General features: G+C 71.3%; 19 protein-coding genes. 11 read left to right on the top strand and 8 right to left on the bottom strand.

Annotation, left to right across the window (positions count from 1 at the left end):
• The first annotated feature begins 11 nt into the window (after positions 1-11).
• Positions 12-1,355, top strand: coding sequence for an HNH endonuclease signature motif containing protein (locus tag LQ938_RS01725; protein WP_223722345.1), 1,344 nt, complete (start codon positions 12-14; stop codon positions 1,353-1,355).
• An 81-nt stretch (positions 1,356-1,436) separates the two neighbouring features.
• On the opposite strand, the gene LQ938_RS01720 is transcribed toward LQ938_RS01725, so the two are convergent.
• The 3 genes from LQ938_RS01720 to LQ938_RS01710 are packed head-to-tail and all read right to left on the bottom strand — an operon-like array spanning position 1,437 to position 2,931.
• The gene (locus LQ938_RS01720; RefSeq protein WP_223722344.1) at positions 1,437-1,772 is read right to left on the bottom strand and encodes a hypothetical protein; all 336 of its coding nucleotides are present in this window, start codon (positions 1,770-1,772) and stop codon (positions 1,437-1,439) included.
• Positions 1,769-2,365 (bottom strand): Asp23/Gls24 family envelope stress response protein, encoded by a 597-nt coding sequence (locus LQ938_RS01715; RefSeq protein WP_223722343.1) that lies wholly within the window; start codon positions 2,363-2,365, stop codon positions 1,769-1,771. Before LQ938_RS01715 ends, LQ938_RS01720 begins: the two co-directional genes overlap by 4 nt.
• Positions 2,362-2,931 carry an RNA polymerase sigma factor gene (locus LQ938_RS01710; protein WP_223722342.1) on the bottom strand — a complete coding sequence of 190 codons (570 nt, stop codon included), beginning with the start codon at positions 2,929-2,931 and terminating at the stop codon, positions 2,362-2,364. Before LQ938_RS01710 ends, LQ938_RS01715 begins: the two co-directional genes overlap by 4 nt.
• Before the next feature lie 148 nt (positions 2,932-3,079).
• Between LQ938_RS01710 and LQ938_RS01705 the strand changes: the two genes are divergently transcribed.
• From LQ938_RS01705 to LQ938_RS01680, 6 genes are read left to right on the top strand one after another with little or no spacing between them, the layout of a single operon-like run.
• The gene (locus LQ938_RS01705) at positions 3,080-3,547 is read left to right on the top strand and encodes an Asp23/Gls24 family envelope stress response protein (RefSeq protein WP_223722341.1); all 468 of its coding nucleotides are present in this window, start codon (positions 3,080-3,082) and stop codon (positions 3,545-3,547) included.
• Positions 3,544-3,732 (top strand): DUF2273 domain-containing protein, encoded by a 189-nt coding sequence (locus LQ938_RS01700; RefSeq protein WP_223722340.1) that lies wholly within the window; start codon positions 3,544-3,546, stop codon positions 3,730-3,732. The genes LQ938_RS01705 and LQ938_RS01700 overlap by 4 nt, the downstream gene beginning before the upstream one ends.
• Positions 3,729-4,127 (top strand): NTP pyrophosphohydrolase, encoded by a 399-nt coding sequence (locus tag LQ938_RS01695; protein WP_223722339.1) that lies wholly within the window; start codon positions 3,729-3,731, stop codon positions 4,125-4,127. The genes LQ938_RS01700 and LQ938_RS01695 overlap by 4 nt, the downstream gene beginning before the upstream one ends.
• Positions 4,124-4,726, top strand: coding sequence for a DNA/RNA endonuclease G (locus LQ938_RS01690; protein ID WP_223722338.1), 603 nt, complete (start codon positions 4,124-4,126; stop codon positions 4,724-4,726). Before LQ938_RS01695 ends, LQ938_RS01690 begins: the two co-directional genes overlap by 4 nt.
• The gene (locus tag LQ938_RS01685) at positions 4,723-5,337 is read left to right on the top strand and encodes a hypothetical protein (RefSeq protein WP_223722337.1); all 615 of its coding nucleotides are present in this window, start codon (positions 4,723-4,725) and stop codon (positions 5,335-5,337) included. The genes LQ938_RS01690 and LQ938_RS01685 overlap by 4 nt, the downstream gene beginning before the upstream one ends.
• A 45-nt stretch (positions 5,338-5,382) precedes the next feature.
• The gene (locus LQ938_RS01680) at positions 5,383-5,553 is read left to right on the top strand and encodes a CsbD family protein (protein ID WP_223722336.1); all 171 of its coding nucleotides are present in this window, start codon (positions 5,383-5,385) and stop codon (positions 5,551-5,553) included.
• 218 nt (positions 5,554-5,771) lie between these two features.
• Here the strand turns inward: LQ938_RS01680 and LQ938_RS01675 are convergent, their stop codons facing one another.
• A complete protein-coding gene (locus LQ938_RS01675; protein ID WP_223722335.1) occupies positions 5,772-6,962 on the bottom strand; it encodes a polysaccharide pyruvyl transferase family protein in 1,191 nt (396 codons plus the stop codon).
• Between the two features lie 101 nt (positions 6,963-7,063).
• Between LQ938_RS01675 and LQ938_RS01670 the strand changes: the two genes are divergently transcribed.
• Entirely contained in the window at positions 7,064-9,223 is a 2,160-nt protein-coding gene (locus LQ938_RS01670) for a glycosyltransferase (protein ID WP_223722334.1), read from the top strand.
• Entirely contained in the window at positions 9,220-10,515 is a 1,296-nt protein-coding gene (locus LQ938_RS01665) for a glycosyltransferase (RefSeq protein WP_223722333.1), read from the top strand. Before LQ938_RS01670 ends, LQ938_RS01665 begins: the two co-directional genes overlap by 4 nt.
• On the opposite strand, the gene LQ938_RS01660 is transcribed toward LQ938_RS01665, so the two are convergent.
• The 4 genes from LQ938_RS01660 to LQ938_RS01645 all read right to left on the bottom strand — a co-directional run bounded on the left by LQ938_RS01660 (position 10,502) and on the right by LQ938_RS01645 (position 14,079).
• Positions 10,502-11,191 carry a hypothetical protein gene (locus LQ938_RS01660; protein WP_223722332.1) on the bottom strand — a complete coding sequence of 230 codons (690 nt, stop codon included), beginning with the start codon at positions 11,189-11,191 and terminating at the stop codon, positions 10,502-10,504. The two genes, LQ938_RS01665 and LQ938_RS01660, sit on opposite strands and share 14 nt — an antisense overlap.
• 85 nt (positions 11,192-11,276) lie before the next feature.
• Positions 11,277-11,975, bottom strand: coding sequence for a DUF1345 domain-containing protein (locus LQ938_RS01655; protein ID WP_223722331.1), 699 nt, complete (start codon positions 11,973-11,975; stop codon positions 11,277-11,279).
• Positions 11,976-12,076: 101 nt separating this feature from the next.
• A complete protein-coding gene (locus LQ938_RS01650) occupies positions 12,077-13,387 on the bottom strand; it encodes an ABC transporter permease (RefSeq protein WP_223722330.1) in 1,311 nt (436 codons plus the stop codon).
• Positions 13,384-14,079, bottom strand: a complete 696-nt coding sequence (locus LQ938_RS01645) for an ABC transporter ATP-binding protein (RefSeq protein ID WP_223722329.1) — start codon at positions 14,077-14,079, stop codon at positions 13,384-13,386. The genes LQ938_RS01650 and LQ938_RS01645 overlap by 4 nt, the downstream gene beginning before the upstream one ends.
• A 168-nt stretch (positions 14,080-14,247) precedes the next feature.
• Here LQ938_RS01645 and LQ938_RS01640 point away from each other — a divergent pair, with 168 nt between their 5' ends.
• The gene (locus LQ938_RS01640) at positions 14,248-15,474 is read left to right on the top strand and encodes a sensor histidine kinase (protein WP_223722328.1); all 1,227 of its coding nucleotides are present in this window, start codon (positions 14,248-14,250) and stop codon (positions 15,472-15,474) included.
• Entirely contained in the window at positions 15,471-16,145 is a 675-nt protein-coding gene (locus LQ938_RS01635; protein WP_223722327.1) for a response regulator, read from the top strand. The genes LQ938_RS01640 and LQ938_RS01635 overlap by 4 nt, the downstream gene beginning before the upstream one ends.
• Positions 16,146-16,202: the final 57 nt, after the last annotated feature.

The following is a 16,202-nucleotide window of genomic DNA, read 5'->3' as shown; positions in this document are numbered from 1 at the left end:
AGTGTTCGAGTATGTTCTTCGACAGCTCGAACGAGACGGATGCCGCGTGGGGCGCGGATCCCGACGAGTTCGTGCGCGAAGACGACTACCTGAGCGGTCGTGACGACTGGGCGCCGCCGGCACCCGATCCGCTCGAGGGCGTGCTCGAAGTCACCGGCATGATGGCGATCATGGCCGCGCAGCGCTGCGAGCGCGTGTACGGGTGGCGGCACGAGGTGCTCCGTGCCGCGGAGCGGACCGACCGCATGAGTCGCGAGATGGCCGAGCGGTCGCTCCGGCTCGAGCTCGCGTGCGCGATGCGGATCACCGAGGCGGCGGCGAGCCGCGTGATCGATCAGGCCGTGGCCCTTCTCGAGAGGTATCCGGCCGCTCTCCGCGCGCTGGCGTCCGCCGCGATCACCGAACGTCACGCCGATGTCCTGGTCGACGCGCTCGATCCCCTCGAGCCCGCGCTGCGCGACCGCATCCTTCCCCGAGCGCTCGAACTCGCCGAAACGCAGCCCGTCGGAACCTTCCGGCGGCAGCTGCGCGCGCTCGTCGAACGGATGCGGGCCGACACCCTGTCCGAGCGCCGAGCGCGCGCCGTGACCGGCCGGCGGGTCGTCGTCGAATCGGCCGAAGACGGGATGGCGTGGCTGATGGCGCTCATCCCCGCGGTCGAAGCCCGCGCAGCCCACGGCCGTCTGACCGCGATGGCCACGGCGCTCCGCGCGTCGGAAGACGAAACCCGCACGCTCGATCAGCTTCGCGCCGACGCCCTCGGCGACCTGTTGATCGACGGCACGGCCGACGTGCACTCCGCCGATGTGCGCGGAATCCGCGCGACCGTCACGGTCACCGTGCCCGCGCTCACGCTGCTCGCCGAGAACGGCGTCTCTCCCGAAGGTCCCGCCGTCGTCGAGGGCGTCGGCCCCATCCCGATCGAGACGGCCCGGGAGCTGTGCGGAGGGTCCGCCGACTGGATGCGAGTTCTCACCCACCCCGAGACCGGCGTCGTCCTCTCCGTCGGACGAGACCGGTACCGCCCGCCGAAATCCCTGCGCGACGTGGTGACCTGGCGCGCGGGTCGCTGCATGGCACCCGGATGCGGAATGCCCTCCGCACGATGTCAGATCGATCATTCGATCCCCTGGGTCGAGGGCGGCATCACCTCTCTGGCGAATCTCGCTCCCCTCTGCGAGGGCCATCACACCGTGAAGCATCACGGCGGGTGGACGATCACGCAGATACGCGGAAGCGGTGGCGCGCTCGAATGGACATCTCCCGCAGGGCGGCGCTACGTCGTGCCTCCCGAACGCCCGATGCCGTTCTTCCGCGTCGGCCCCGCGGATCTCGCGTCATCCGCACCGTTCTGACGCCACGCTCGCGGTTCTGACGCAGCGCTCGCAGATCTGACGAACCGGTCCGGCCCGAACCTCGCAAACCGCAGAGCTTCCTCAGCGGATGCGGGCGATCTGAACCTCGATGCGGGTCGCCGCCGGAAACCCGTCGAGCAGCACGTCGGCCACCTCGCGCGCGGCGGCCGCCCCGCGCGTGGCCGCGTGCACGCCGATCCGCACGTCGATCCGCTCCTCGGCGGGTGCGGCGCCGACCAGCACCTTCGCCTCGGTCGCCATCGCCGAGATCGTCGACAGGATCCGCGGGCGGAAGACCTCGGTGACGCCGTCGACCGTGAGGGCCAGGGCGTTCTCCGGGGCCTCGTGCACGGGAACGACGGGCGCGATGCCGACCAGCGCTCCCGCATCCGGGTCGAGGGGGTCCATGAGCGTCATCGGTCGTCCTTCCGCAGTTCCCACCCGTGCACGTCCTCGACGGTCACGTCGACGCCCGTCACGTTCAGATCCGTGTGGCGCTGCAGCGCATCGAACGTCTCGCGCCGCAGACGATCCAGCACCATCCCGACATCGACGCCCCAGGCGACGGATGCGGTCAGCGCGATCGCGACCGGAGCCCCCAGCGTCTCCGCATCGCCGACGATCTCCGTGCGCCCGACGTATACCCCGGCGACGTCATCGGCCACCGAACGAAGCAGTCCGCGGACGGCACCCTCGGTGACGGTGATCCGCACCTTCGGATCCGGATGACGGATCGGCAACTCGCGTCCCGCGCGCAGCTCCGCCGACACGATGTCCATGATGCCGGCGATCCAGGTACTCGATGGCTCCGGCAGCTGCGCCGCATCCGACTCCAGCAGTTCGCGGGACAGCCCGCTCACCCGTTCGAGCGAATCCAGCGCGTTCAAGCACTCCGGGCACTCGTCGATCGAGGGATCCGGCGGCGTGCGCCCCGACTCGAGATAGAGGCTCAGCTCTTCGATGCTCTTGCCGCAGTCGAGGATGTCGGCGCGGTCGGAGGATGCGTTCATCGCCACTCCTCCATCCGGATCATGATGCTGGCGCGTGCCCGTGCAAGGTTTCCCCGCACGGTACTCACGGGAAGGTCCATCTCCGCGGCGATCTCGGCATACCCGAGACCGACCGACTCACGCAGCAGCCATGCGCGGCGCTGAGCGTCCGGAAGCATGTCCAGAGCGTCGGAGAGTGCGGCGAGTCTAGCGTTCCGGATGGCGACGTGCTCGGGACGGGTGTCGACGGGTGTGGAGAAGTCCCGGTCCTCGATCGGCTCCTCGCGCCCGCGGCGGCGGATCACGGCGTACGCCTCGCGGCTCGCGATCCGCATGAGCCAGGCGCGCACGGCCGCACCGTCCCGCAGCGACGGCAGTTGACGCCAGGCCACGACGAACGCGTCCTGCACGACGTCGTCCGCGTCCGTCGCCGACGACAGCATGCGCGTCACGTAGGCGCGCATCAGGCCGCTGTGGCGCCGCACGATCTCGCGGAACGCGACCGTGTCACCGTCGATCGCGCGCTCGACCAGGATCTGGTCGGGCACCTCCGCGAGCGGCATCTCGGGCCGATCGGGATCCTCCATGGATACCCCTGAATATTCGTCGGAACTTTTTTGTGACGATCCGACGCGTCCCCGCCTCGTATCTGTAGGGCGAAAGTAACGCCCGGTGTTGATTCGGACCCGAACGCTTGCCGGATCTCATTTCACGAGATAAAGGGAGAACAAGATCATGGCCACTGACGACAAGACCACCACCCCCACGACCGGCGCTCGCGTCGACCGCAACCCGGCCGCGTCGTTCGGCACCTCCGAGGTGACCGCAGCCGGCCGCACCACGATCGCCGACGGCGTCGTCGCGAAGGTCGCCGGCATCGCTGCTCGCGAGGTCGCCGGCGTGTACGCGCTCGGCGGCGGCGGAACCCGTGCGCTCGGCGCCATCCGCGACGCGATCAACGCCACCGACCTCGGTCAGGGCGTCAAGGTCGAGGTCGGCGAGACGCAGGCCGCCGCGGACCTCACGATCGTCGTCGAGTACCCGACCCCCATCCAGGAGGTCGCGAACAACGTGCGCTCCGCCGTGGCGAACGCCATCTCCCGCCTCGTCGGTCTCGAGGTCGTCGAGGTCAACGTGAGCGTCAACGACGTGCACCTGCCCGGCGACGACTCCGACGACGAGTCGGACGCGCGCGTCGCATGAACGCCACGGTCGTAGGCGCCGCTTTCGGCGCCATCCTCGCTGCTGCGGCACTGCTCTTCGGCTTCTGGGGCTTCTTCCTCACCGCCGTGTTCATCGCCGTGGGCGCCCTCATCGGACGCGTCGTCTCGGGCCAGCTGGACCTCCGTGCCCTGGCGAGTGTCTTCTCGGGACGCCGCACATCATGAGTGCGCCTGCGACCGTCGGAGTCCGGGGTCACACCGACCCCGGCGTCACCCCGGACTCCACCGTTCTGCCCGGCCGCACGGTCGTCGCCGATCGGGCGATCCACGCGGTGTGTGCGCACACGGCGGCGGTGGCGATCGGCGTCGCTCGGCGAGAAGTCAAAGTCACCGTGGGCACGACCGGCGGCGGGCTGGCGCTTCGCATCGAAGCGCCCCTGCCCGTGCCGAGTCTCACCGACTCGGCCGCTATCGCCGCAGGTTCCGACCTGCTCGAACGCGTCCGGGTCATCCAGCGCTCCATCCATGAGCGCGTCGCAGAAATCGCCGGACGCACCGTGTCGCGTGTCGACGTGGTCGTCACCGGCGCCACCGTCCAGAAGGAGAAGAGAGTCCGATGAGCGCGAACGACACTCTGACGACGGACCGGACGCTGCGTCGGGTTCTGCGGCGCGAGTCGCACTCTCCGCGCACGACGGCCATGGTCGTCTCGGCCCTGATCGTCGTGATCGTGGCCGGATACCTCGCCGTCGAGGCCGTGCTCTTCCTCGTCGGCGCCGCCCCGCTCCTCATCGGACCGGGCGCTCTCCTCCAGCAGGCCGCGACCCTGCCGGAGCAGGGGGCGAACGCCATCGTGATCGCGATCGCCGCCGTCGTCGCGATCATCGGCGCGGTACTCGTCTTCCTCGCGCTGGCTCCCGGACGTCTGGCGAAGCACGCCATGACGGTCGAGGGAGAGGCGGGCGTCCTCGTCGACAACGGCGTGCTGGCCTCGGGACTCGCACACCGCATCAGCAGCGAAGCGGGCATCGACCGCGACCGGCTGACCGTCGGCGTCGGCCACCGCAGCGTCGACGTGACCGTGCGCCCCGACGCCGGGGTGCCGCTCCCGCTAGACGCCGTCCGCGAGATCGGTGAGCGCGAACTCGCCGCCTACGCACTCCACCCGGCACCGAAGCTCGTCGTGCGGCGCGGCCGCATCCAAGGAGACGAACGATGAATCACACGAACCGTGCGCTGAACCGCATCCTGACTCTGGTCATCGGTCTCGTCTTCTTCGCGGCCGGGGCCGCAACGATCACCGCCCTCGTGTGGCCGGCGGCCGCAACGATCTGGACCGACACCCTCGGCGCCGGACGCGACGGCCTCGTGTCGTTCGCGGACGCATCGCGCATCGGCGACGGACCCGCATCCTGGGTCGCGATCGGTGCCATCGCGGTCGCCGCCGTGCTGATCGCTCTACTGATCTGGGCGATCGCGCGCCTCATCCGCGGCCGCGGCCGCACCGTGCTGCGGATCCCCGCCGACGACACCGGCCTCGGTCGGATCGTCGTACGAGAAGCATTCGCGTCGGATGCGGTCACCACCGCGCTCGATAACCGTCCCGATGTGCTGTCGGCCCGTGTGACGGCCGACGTGTTCGGAGATGACCCGGTGCTGCGCATCTCGATCACCCCTCGCCAGACCGCGTCGCCCCGCGAGCTCGTCGACGAGGTCAGCATCCTCACCGCCAACCTGCACGCGCTGATCGGGCAGACGACGCGCACCTACGTGTCGCTGCACTCCGGTATCCGCGCCAAACTCGCGGCAGACAGCCGCCACCTGACGTGATCACGCCACCGGCGTGATCCATCCCCAATGAGAAAGGAGCCCATCATGGGCCTGGACGACAAGATCAAGAACGCCGCCGAAGAAGCCGTCGGCAAGGCGAAGGAGACCATCGGCAAGGTCACCGGCAACGAGAAGCTCGAGGCGGAAGGCCAGGCTGACCAGGCCAAGGCCGACGTCAAGAAGGCCGGCGAAGACGTCAAGGACGCCTTCAAGTAATACCGGACCGCCACACGGCGGACCGCCCGAAGAGCGCACGGTGGGGGCCCTGCGGTCATCGGGCGCGCTCCGCGTCGAGGACCATCCGATTGCGCACGGGGGAAGGTGCGTCCCGAGGAGGCCTCGGTCACAAGGAATCGCCCGACGGGCGCACGGTCGACCGTGCGGTCGTCGGGCGATTCTGCGTCCGGCCGGGCCCGTGAACTCAGCCCATGAACTCAGCCGCCGAGGACGTCGGCGACGTCGTCCCACCACAGGTTCGTGCGGGCCCGGTGCGCCGGATGCCGCGCGGCCGCCGCGGCGCGGACCGCATCCGACTCCGCCACGATCTCACGCAGGCGGACGCGGGCAGACACCGGGTCGCCGAGGTCCGCTGGGGCGCCCTGCCCCCAGTGCCCGAGCGCCCCGCCGAGCTTCACGCTCGTGTACGCGTCGGCTGCGAGGGCAAGCACCGGCACACCGGCCGGCGCCGCGAACACCACCGGGTGGTACCGCGACGAGATCAGCAGGCGCGCCGAACGGGCGAGGGCCACCGACGAAGCCGTGTCGCCCGTGGGCACCACGACACTCGGCGTTGCCATCGCGGCGCGCACCCGCTCGTGCACGAGCCCGTCTCCGGCGGGCGGCGCCGCGGGGTCGTCGGGCCCGAAGTGCGCGTGGAAGACGACCGGTCCGCCAACGATCGCCGCCGCGTCGTCGACGATCTGGGCGATGCCGCGCTCGACCTCGTCACGGTCGCGACCCGCGTACCAGCCCGACAGGCTCACGAGCACGCCGGGCGCGTCGGCGGGGGCCGCCGCATCCGTGCCGAGGAGGTCGTCGAGGAACGACGCGTCGTCGACCTCGGCGCGCACGTCCGTGCCCCAGGAGCGCACGAGCGCCTCCGTGGTCGGTTCGCGCACACCCACGAGCGCGGCGGTCGCGAGCGCCTCCCGCAGCAGGCCCTCGTCCTCCTCGTCGAGATCGGGGCCGAACGTCTGCCCACTGAAGACGACCGGGATGCCGCGCGCGGCGGCCATCGCGGTGAGCGTCGTGCGCTCGTAGATATGCACGGGCCAGCGCGTCGCGAGGTTGCCGCCGCCGGTGTGCAGCACGCCGGTGGCATCGTCGAGCGCCGCGAGCACCGCGTGCGCGTCGTCGCCCGCGGGCAGCGCGCGGGTGCCGGATGCCGCATCCACGAGCAGCCGCGCGCGCTCCCGCGCGGCGGGCCGGTCGAGGCCCGCGAAGCCGAGGCGTGCGACCGTCGGGATGCCGTACCGCGCGGTCGATTCGGCCGTCGCGGACGACACTCCGACGACCGCGAGACCGCGCCGGCGGAGCTCCCGCTCGGCCGCGTCGAACATGGCTTCGTCGCCGACGTGGAACATGCCGTTCAGCACGCCGATATCTCCGATGGCAAGCACGGTCACCGGGAAGCCTCCAGAGGGTAGTGGGGAGCGATACGCCGCATCAACGCTAGCCGTACGGATAGTTCGCTGGCGTACGATCATCGCCGGAAGAGGGAGTCACCGTGGGGATCCAAACATCATCGGATGCGGTCGCGCAGGCGCCGACCATCGTCGACGCATTGCGGCGTGCGGACGAGCTGGCATTCGAGGCCGGGCGCGAGCCGGGCCTGCGCTCGCTGCGCCATCTGATCGCGGCTCTGTCGAGCGGCGACGACGTCGTCACGATCGCCGCCGTGCACGCCCTCGCGGAGATGCCCGACGAGCAGGCCTCCCGCGTGCTCGTCTCCCTGCTGTCGGACCGTCGCGCGTTCGTGCGCGAGCACGCCGCGTGGGCGCTCGTGCAGACCCTGCCACGCACCGACGCGATGGGCCGGCTCATCGCGATGGTTATCGCGGGCGGATTCTCCGGGATGCTGGCGCAGCGCACGCTCGAGACCTGGTCGGTCTCGGCGGGTGAGCTGCTCGCCGTCGCGCTCGAAGCCGCGCTCCTGTCAGCATCCGAACCCGGACCGCGCTCCCGCCTCGTCGAGACGCTCGGTCTGGTGCGCCAGTCGATCGCCACCCGCCCCCTCCTCGCCGTCGCCACCGACACCGCCGAGCCCGCGATCGTGCGAGAGGCGGCGATCGCCGCGCTCGGCCAGCGCGGCCCCGCGGACGGCGTCGAGACGGCGCTCGAGAGCATCGTGGCGGAGGGCGACCGGATCGGCGCCCTCGCCCGGCTCTCGCTCATCGACCTCGACGCGACGCGCGTCCCCGACCGGGACGCGTCGGGCGCGCCGCTCACGATCGCACAGCTGTTCCTGCACGCCGACCTCGACCCGCAGTTGAGCGCCGCGGGCGCCGGCGACAACGGCGGCATCGCCACCCTCCTCGTGCGCTTGGGCGACGCGCTCGTCACCGAGTCCTCGCACGCGGTCACCCGCACCGTCACCCTCGCGCGGGGAAGCGTCGAGGATGCGGCCGCCGACCTGCTCGATGTGAGCACCCGGGCCGCCGGCCACGTGTTCGGCCGCGTTCCGCTCGCCGCCGAGCCCGTGCCGTCGTCGGCGGCGTGGCCGCTGCGCGTCACCGCGCGACGGGGCATCCGCCGGGCCCTGCGCGCCGCCGGACGCATCGACGTGCTGCACCTCCGGATGGCGGATGTCGGCAGCCTCGCCGCGGCCGACGTCGCCCGCGAACTCGGCATCCCGACCGTGTTCACGCTGGCCCCCGACCCGCACTCCGTCATCACCTCGCTCGAGAACGCGGGGCAGCTCAGCCGGCAGAACTTCGGCGACGCCGACCTGCGCGAGCACTACTGGTTCCGCGCGCGCCTCGTGCAGTCCCTCGCCGCGAGCTCGGAGCACACCGTCCTCTTCCCCCGCCCGACCCTCGTCGACGACATGAAGCGCCTCGTCGGCGTCGACATCGAGACGCACGCCGAGCGCCACACCGTCGTCGCGGAGGGTGTCGACATCGGCGTCGTCGACACGGCCGTCGACGCGATGGCGGCGCACCTGCACCGCGGCGCCGACGCTCCGGCGGAACTCGACGGCCTCGTGAGCCTGCTCGCGTCGCTCCCCGAGCAGCGTCGCGGCCTGCCGCTCCTCGTCTCGGTCGGACGCCTTCACCGGGTCAAGGGCATGGCCTCGCTCGTCTCCGCGTGGGCGGGTTCCCCGCTCGCCGATCGCGCGAACCTGCTGATCATCGGCGGCGACCTGCAGCATCCGTCCGCCGACGAGCAGGAGCAGATCGGCCTCATCGACGCCGAAGTTCCTCCCACCGACCGCCTCGCGCGCGGGCTTCTGCTGCCCGGGCACCAAGCGAACGCGACCGCCGCGACCTGGCTCGCCGCGGCGCGGTTCGGGGTACCGGGGCTCGCGGCGCCCGGTGGCGTGTACGTGTGCTCGAGCCTCAAGGAGGAGTTCGGCATCGCCCTCCTCGAGGCCATGGCGACCGGTCTCGTGGTCGTCGCCCCGGATGCCGGCGGCCCGGCCACCTACGTCGAGCACGGCGACACCGGCTTTCTCGTCGCGACCTGGGACCGCGCCCGTATGGTCGGCGCGATCGATGCGGCACTCGAACGCGCCGCGACCGGCGGCCCCGAGGTCGCCGAGCGCGCGCACGCGATGGTCTCGGACCGTTTCACGATCCAGGGCATGGCGGCAACGCTCGCCCCCGTCTACGCCGGCGTCGCGGCGCGCGATGCGCACCTGCAGCAGCTGGCGGTGCTGCCCTCGTGACGCTGCTCGTCATCAGCCCGGACTACGCCTCGCACTTGCTTCCGCTCGTCACCCTCGCGGGAGCCTGGCGCGATGCGGGGCACGAGGTCGTCGTCGCGACGGGGCCGGCGACGGCGCCGATCGTCACCGAGGCGGGGTTCCGCCGCATCGACCTGTCGCTCGGCCGCGGGGCCAACGCGGGCGTCATGCGCACCGAGCAGCAGCAGGCCGAGGAGGCCGCATCCCTCGCCGGCTTCTTCGCCGCCACCCGTGAGGGCATGGTCGAGACGCTGACGTACCAGGCCACCGAGCGCCTCACCGACCTCATGTGGGAGCCCGTCGACCGCGCCCGCCAGACCCTGCGCATCATCGAGGAGGTCGCCCCCGACGCGATCCTCGTCGACCACCTGGCCTTCAGCGCGCGGATGGCGCTGCACACCGCCGGGATCCCGTACGGCGACGTCGTGCTGGGGCACCCGACCGCGCTGCCCGTCGGCGACGAGCGCTACGGCTGCCCGCCGTTCTGGCCCGCCGCGTTCACACCCGAACCCGAACGCGTGGCCGCCCTCCGGGAACTGTGCGAGCGGGTGTCGACGGGATTCACCGCGCAGTGGAACAGCGCGGCGGCGCAGCTCGACCCGACGGCGACGCCCGTTGCCGACGCGTTCGCGGTGCACGGGGAGACGGTGCTCTACAACTACCCTGAGCCGCTCGCCGCCGGAGACGGACGGATGCTGCCGCCCCGCGTGTTCCTCGGGTCGACCCTGCGCGGCGAGGCCGTTCCGACCGACGTCGCGGCATGGCTCGACGACGACGCACCCTTCGTCTACGTGAGCTTCGGCAGCTTCCTCTCCGTGCGAGGCGACGTGCTCGCCCGCGTCGCCGACGCGCTCCGTCGACTCGGCGTCCGCGCGGCGATCGCGACCGGCGCCACCGACCCCGCCGCTCTTGGAGATATCCCGGACACGTGGCTCGTGCGCGACTTCCTCCCCCAGGTGCGACTGCTGCAGTCGGCCGCCGTCGCCGTCACCCACGGCGGCAACAACTCCGTGACCGAGGCCACCGCGCAGGGGGTACCGCTCGTGGTGCTGCCGTTCTCGACCGACCAGTTCGCCGGCGCCGCCGCGCTCGAGCGCACCGGGGTCGGCGTCGCCCTGGCCCCGAACACCGCCACCGTCGACGACCTCGTCACCGCCCTCGCGACCCAGCTGGACGCTCCGGCGGCCACGCGCGAGGTCCTCGCGGAGATCCGTGCGGCCGAGCGTCGCGAGCCGGGTCCGGCGCGCGCCTACGCGGCGCTCAGCGCGCGCTGACCGCCAGCAGTTCCCGCATCGCGACCGGGTCGCCCTGCACGGCGCGGTAGCGCTCCATCCGCGCGGCGTTCGCGTCGTAACCGGCGCCCGCCCGCGTCTCCGGGGCGTGATGCATGGCGTATACGCGGCCTTCGTGGCGCCGCGGCGGCTCGCCCAGGAGCGTCTCGTGCGCCAGGTACCAGGCGGCGTCTTCGAAGCCCCATCCGCGGAACCCCTCGTCCTGTCCGCCGTGCGCCCACCAGGCCGACGGCGTCGTCACGTAGACCCCCGAGCAGGCGCCCCGCACGAGCTGCTCGTACTCGCACGCCTCGAGCGGAGTGCCGCTCGCGTATTGGGCCGTGCCCGCACCGCCCAACCAGCGGTACTCCGTGTAGGGCAGGTGCACGAGTCCGCTCGTCCGCGCCGACTCGATCGCGCGGCGGAGCGGCTCGATCTCCGGCAGGGTGTCGGCATCCGAGAGCACCACGACGGCGTCGTCCGCGGCCGTGCGAACGGCCTCGTTGCGGCAGGCGGCGAGCACGAACACGTCGTCTGCCGTGTCGATCGTGCGCAGGCGCGCGTCGGGCAGGTTCGCGGCGTACCAGTCCCACACGCGCTGGAACGGTTCGAGCCGCGACGGGGCGGGCCGCCAGGGGATGACCACGTCGATGGAATACGGCGGGCTCACCCTGCTCATTCGTCTCCTGTTCGGCTGCGTGGGTCACGCGTTCCGTGCGGCCCATCGACGAGATTACCTCGCGCCGGGCCCCGCTCCGACGGGCTCAACGAGCGGCGAGCGCGACGACGAGGTTGATGGCCGCGGCCAGCACGATCACCCCGAAGAGGAACGACAGCAACGCGTGGCGCAACACCTCGCGACGCATCGGCGTGCTCGTGATGCCGGTGTCGGACACCTGGTACGTCATGCCGAGGGTGAAGGCGAGATAGGCGAAGTCGTGGTACTCCGGGCGACCCGCCTGGTTGAAGTCGATCCCCGTGCCACCCGAGCGGTAGTAGATGCCGGCGTAGCGCAGCGTGAACAGCACGTGCACGAGGATCCAGGATGCGGCCACGGTCGCCAGCGCCGCCCCCGCGAGCGCGAGGCGCGCACCGCCGCCCTGCACGCGTCCCGATTCGATCAGCAGGAGCGCGATCGCGCCGACGCTCGCCAGGCTCGCCGCGATCAACAGCCCCTGCGCCATCGGCTGGCTCGGGTCCTCGCGGGTCGCGTGCGAGGCCGTGTCGTCGGGGCCGAGGCGCACGACTGTCACCCAGATCCAGGTCGTCAGGGTGCTGGCACCGGCGATCCACCCGATCGCGGGGGCGAAGGCCCACGAGCCCAGCAAACCCGTCGCGATCGTCACCGCGGCGAAGATCGTGAACATCAGCCCGACCCGCGCGCTGGCGCGATGCCAGAAGCCGGTGAAGTCGGGGGCTGCATCCGGCATCGTTCGCTCGATCGGACGGGTGCGTCTCGACATCTCCGACTTCCCCTCTTCCCGGGCCATCTTCACCCCGAACCCGACCAGCGTCAATTCTGCGCGGGGCCGCCCGAACGGACGGCCCCGCACAGATCAATGCCTCACTCGTAGCGCAGCGACTCCACCGGGTCCGCCTGAGCGGCACGTGCCGCGGGGAGGGTGCCGGCGAGGAACGCGATCACCATCACGACGAGGATCACCGCGAGGATCGACACCGGGTCGAACGCGATGAGTTCGAGGCCGGGCAGGTCCGCGAGGAGGGATCCCGAGAGGGCTGCGCTCACCCCGCTTCCGACGATGATGGCGCCGAGCGCGCCGAGCGCGCTCCCGAGGAAGCCGATGAAGGCGGCCTCCAGGCTGAACAGCCCGAACACCTTGCCGCTGCCCATCCCCATCGCCTTCATGAGGCCGATCTCGCGGGTGCGTTCCTGCACCGACATCAGCAGCGTGTTCACGATGCCGAAGCTCGCGGCGAGCAGGGCGATGACGGCGAAGGCGTTCAGCACGAGAACGATCCCGTCGATCACGGTCTTGATCGTGCCGAGCTGGTCGGCGACGGTCGTGCCCGTGTACCCCGCATCCGAGAGCGCCGTCTTCAGGTCGCTGATCTGCGCCTCGGTGGCATCGGGGGCGAACCAGACGGTGGCCTGAGCGTACCGTTCGACCTGGTCGGCCGGTACCCCGATGTTCTGGGTCTCGTAGAGCTCGTCTGTCAGGGCGGTGTTCGCGGTCAGCGACGCCCCGGTCGGCGAAGCGATGCTCTCCTCCGCCACCCCCGTGATCGTGGCCTCGATGACGTGCTGCGTGCGCTGGGCGTCGGTCACGGCGATCGACACCGTCTGGCCCACCGCATCCGCATCGCTCGCGAACCCGAGGGGTTCGACGTACGACGTCGGCAGCGCGAGCTGCAGATCGCTCGTGTCGCCGGACGGCTCGCTGCCGGCGAGCAGCGTCACGGTCTGCCCGCCGACGAGACCGCCGACACCGATCACGTACTTGGTACCGCCGCCGGCCTGGATGTAGTCGGCCGAGACCGACTTCACCGCCTGTACGTCGAGCACGCCGTCGATCTGGGCGAGGGCGTCGAGGTCGGCGGGCTGGAGCGCGACGACCGTGGCTCCCGGGGGGCCGTTCTGCCCGCTCGAGATGGACTCGGGGTCGTACTCGGTCGGCCCCGCGCTCGCGGACCCGATTCCGGATGCCGCATCCGCGGTCTTGGTCACCGTCATCGTGTCGGAGGCTCCGACCCCCGAGACGGTGTCGTCGATGTAGTTGTTGATGCCCGTTCCGAGCCCGTTCGTGAGGGTCAGGGTGAACGCGCCCACGAAGATGGCGAGGATCGTGAGGATCGTCCGCGTCTTCGAGCGGAAGGTGTTGGCGACGGCGGTACCGATCAGGTCGATGGTTCTCATGCGGCCACCGCCGTCGTCTCGTCGACCAGGAGGCCGTCTCGGATCAGGATGCGGCGGTCGCAGCGGGCCGCGAGCTCTTCGTCGTGGGTCACGACGATGAGGGTGATGCCGCTCTCGCGGTTCAGCGAGAAGAGGATGTCCTCGACCACGGCGCCCGTGTTCGAGTCGAGGTTGCCGGTGGGTTCGTCGGCGAAGATGATGCGCGGGTTGTTGACGAGGGCGCGGGCGATGACCGTGCGCTGCTTCTGTCCGCCCGAGAGGTTCAGGGCTTTGTTCTTCGCCTTGTCGGCGAGTTCCAACTGTTCGAGAGCGTCCATCGCCCGGCGTCGGCGTTCGCCGCGGCGGATGCCGGCGATCTTCATGGGCAGCACGACGTTCTCGAGCACTGAGGAGTTCGCGGTGAGGAAGAACTGCTGGAAGACGAACCCGAATGTCTTGTTGCGGGTGCGGTTCAGGCGGCGCCCCTTCAGGGTGCGGGTGTCGACGCCCTCGAGCTCGACCGAGCCGGATGTGGGCGCATCGAGCAGGGCGAGCACGTGCATGAGCGTGGACTTCCCCGATCCGCTCTTTCCGACGATCGCCACGCTCTCGCCCTCGAAGATGTCGAAACTCACCCCCTTGAGCGCCTCGAAGCGGTTCTGGCCGCGTCCGTACGACCTGCGTACGTCCTTGACCGAGATGATCGGCGTCATGGGTTTCCTCCTCCGGTGCCCCCGGTTCTCCGGGACATCTCCAGACTCCGTCGGCCGAGGCATTCGCGCGTCACCCCCCGGCGGACACCTCGCGTACTCCTCCCGCGGTACGCGCAGATGCCACGCCCGGGTGAGGCGCCGCCGGCCCACCACCGGCAGACTGTGCACATGACGGATGCGGCGGACCAGTGGCGGAGCCCCGGCCACTCGCCGTTCCCCCATCCCCCGGCCTGGGTCGGCGACGTGTTCGCCGCGGTGATCGTGATCGGCGCGGCCTTCGCCCCGTTCCCGGAGGCGGGGTTCCGCGCGACGACGCCGTTGACGATCGCTCTCGCCATCGCCCCGGCCCTCGTGCTCCCGTTCCGGCGCCGTCGCCCCGTGCCGGCGCTCGGGGTCGTGATCGCGTTGTTCGGCGCATCGTCTTTCGCCGGCACCCTGTCACCCGGGATCGCGATCGCGGGCGCCATCGCGATGTTCGGCGTGGCCAACCGGTCGCCGTCCCGCCAGCGCACCGGTGTCGTGCTGGTGTGCGCGATGCTCGCGATGCTGCTGCTCAGCCTGCCGGCGGCGATCGGGAGCGTGTTCGACGCGCGGCTCATCCAGTTCGCGATCACGATGGCCTTCGCCGCCGCGGCGGGAGATGCGACCCGATCGCGGCGCGCCTACATCCGGGCCATGACCGACCGTGCGGAGCGCGCGGAACAGACCCGGGATGCGGAAGCCAGCCGCCGCGTCGCGGAGGAGCGCCTGCGCATCGCCCGCGACCTGCACGATGCGGTCGCCCACCAGATCTCGGTCATCAGCCTGAACGCGGGCGTCGCCTCGGCGACCCTCGAGAGCCGGCCGGAGCGGGCTCGCGAGGCGCTCGGCACCATCCGGCACGCGTCCCGCACCGTGCTCAGCGAGATCGGCAACCTGCTGGAGGTGCTCCGCGGCGACGAACGGCAGGACGGCGTGCGCGTGCCGCAGCCCGACCTCGACCAGCTCGCCGACCTCGCGAACGAGTTCGCCCGCGTCGGCCTGACCGTGCACACCCGGATCGAGGGCGACATCACGCGCGTGGGCGGAGCCGTCGGACGGGTCGCGTACCGGGTGATCCAGGAGAGTCTGACGAACGCCCACAAGCACGGGGTCGAAGGGCGCGCGCACGTGCTGGTCGACGTGCGCGCGGATGCCGTGTCGATCGTCGTGACGAACCCGACCGGCCCGAGCCGCGCCACCCTGCCCGACGATCTCGACCGGCCGGGATCGCGCGGGCACGGGCTCCTCGGCATCCGTGAACGCGTCGCGTCCGTGCGCGGCGACGTGCAGATCGGCCCCGGGCCCGGCGGCTGGCGCGTGCACGCCACGCTGCCGATCGCCCCCGAGCCGCCGGCCCCCGAGGAGACACCGTGACCACCGTGCTCGTCGTCGACGACCAGTCGCTCATCCGGCAGGCGGTGACCGACATCCTCTCGTCCGAGCCCGATCTCGAGGTGCTCGGCGAGGCGGTCGACGGCAACGCGGCCGTGACGATCGCGCAGCGCCTGCGCCCCGACGTCGTCCTCATGGACATCCGGATGCCGGGACTCGACGGCATCGGGGCCACATCCGCCATCTGCGCCGACCCGGACCTCGCCGAGACCCGCGTCCTCATCCTCACCACGTTCGAGGAGGACGAATACCTCGTCGCCGCCCTTCGCGCCGGCGCGAGCGGATTCATCGGGAAGGGCGCCGAACCCGAAGAGATCGTCCGCGCCGTGCGTGCCGTGCACGCCGGCGATGCCCTGCTGTCGCCGACCGCGACGCGGAGCCTCATCACGCGTTACGTGCTGCCCGCCGCGGCCGAGCGCGCCAGCCGGGCGCTCGCGCCCGAGATCGAGAGCCTCACCGCGCGCGAGCGCGAGGTGCTCCTGCTCGTCGCCCGCGGACGCTCGAACCAGGACATCGCCGCGGAACTCGTGATCTCGCCCCACACGGCCAAGACGCACGTGAGCCGCATCATGGCGAAGCTGTACGCGCACGATCGCGCCCAGCTCGTCATCGCCGCCTACGAGAGCGGACTCCTCGCCCCCGGCGAGCCCTGACCGCGGGTCCCTCTCCTCTCTTCGGCGCGCGCCATTTTCCTGCTGACGCGCTTCCGA

Source organism: Microbacterium sp. cx-55, from assembly GCF_021117345.1.
GTDB lineage: Bacteria > Actinomycetota > Actinomycetes > Actinomycetales > Microbacteriaceae > Microbacterium.
Note: the sequence above shows the minus strand (reverse complement) of the source record. Positions and strands in the feature narration are given on the sequence as shown.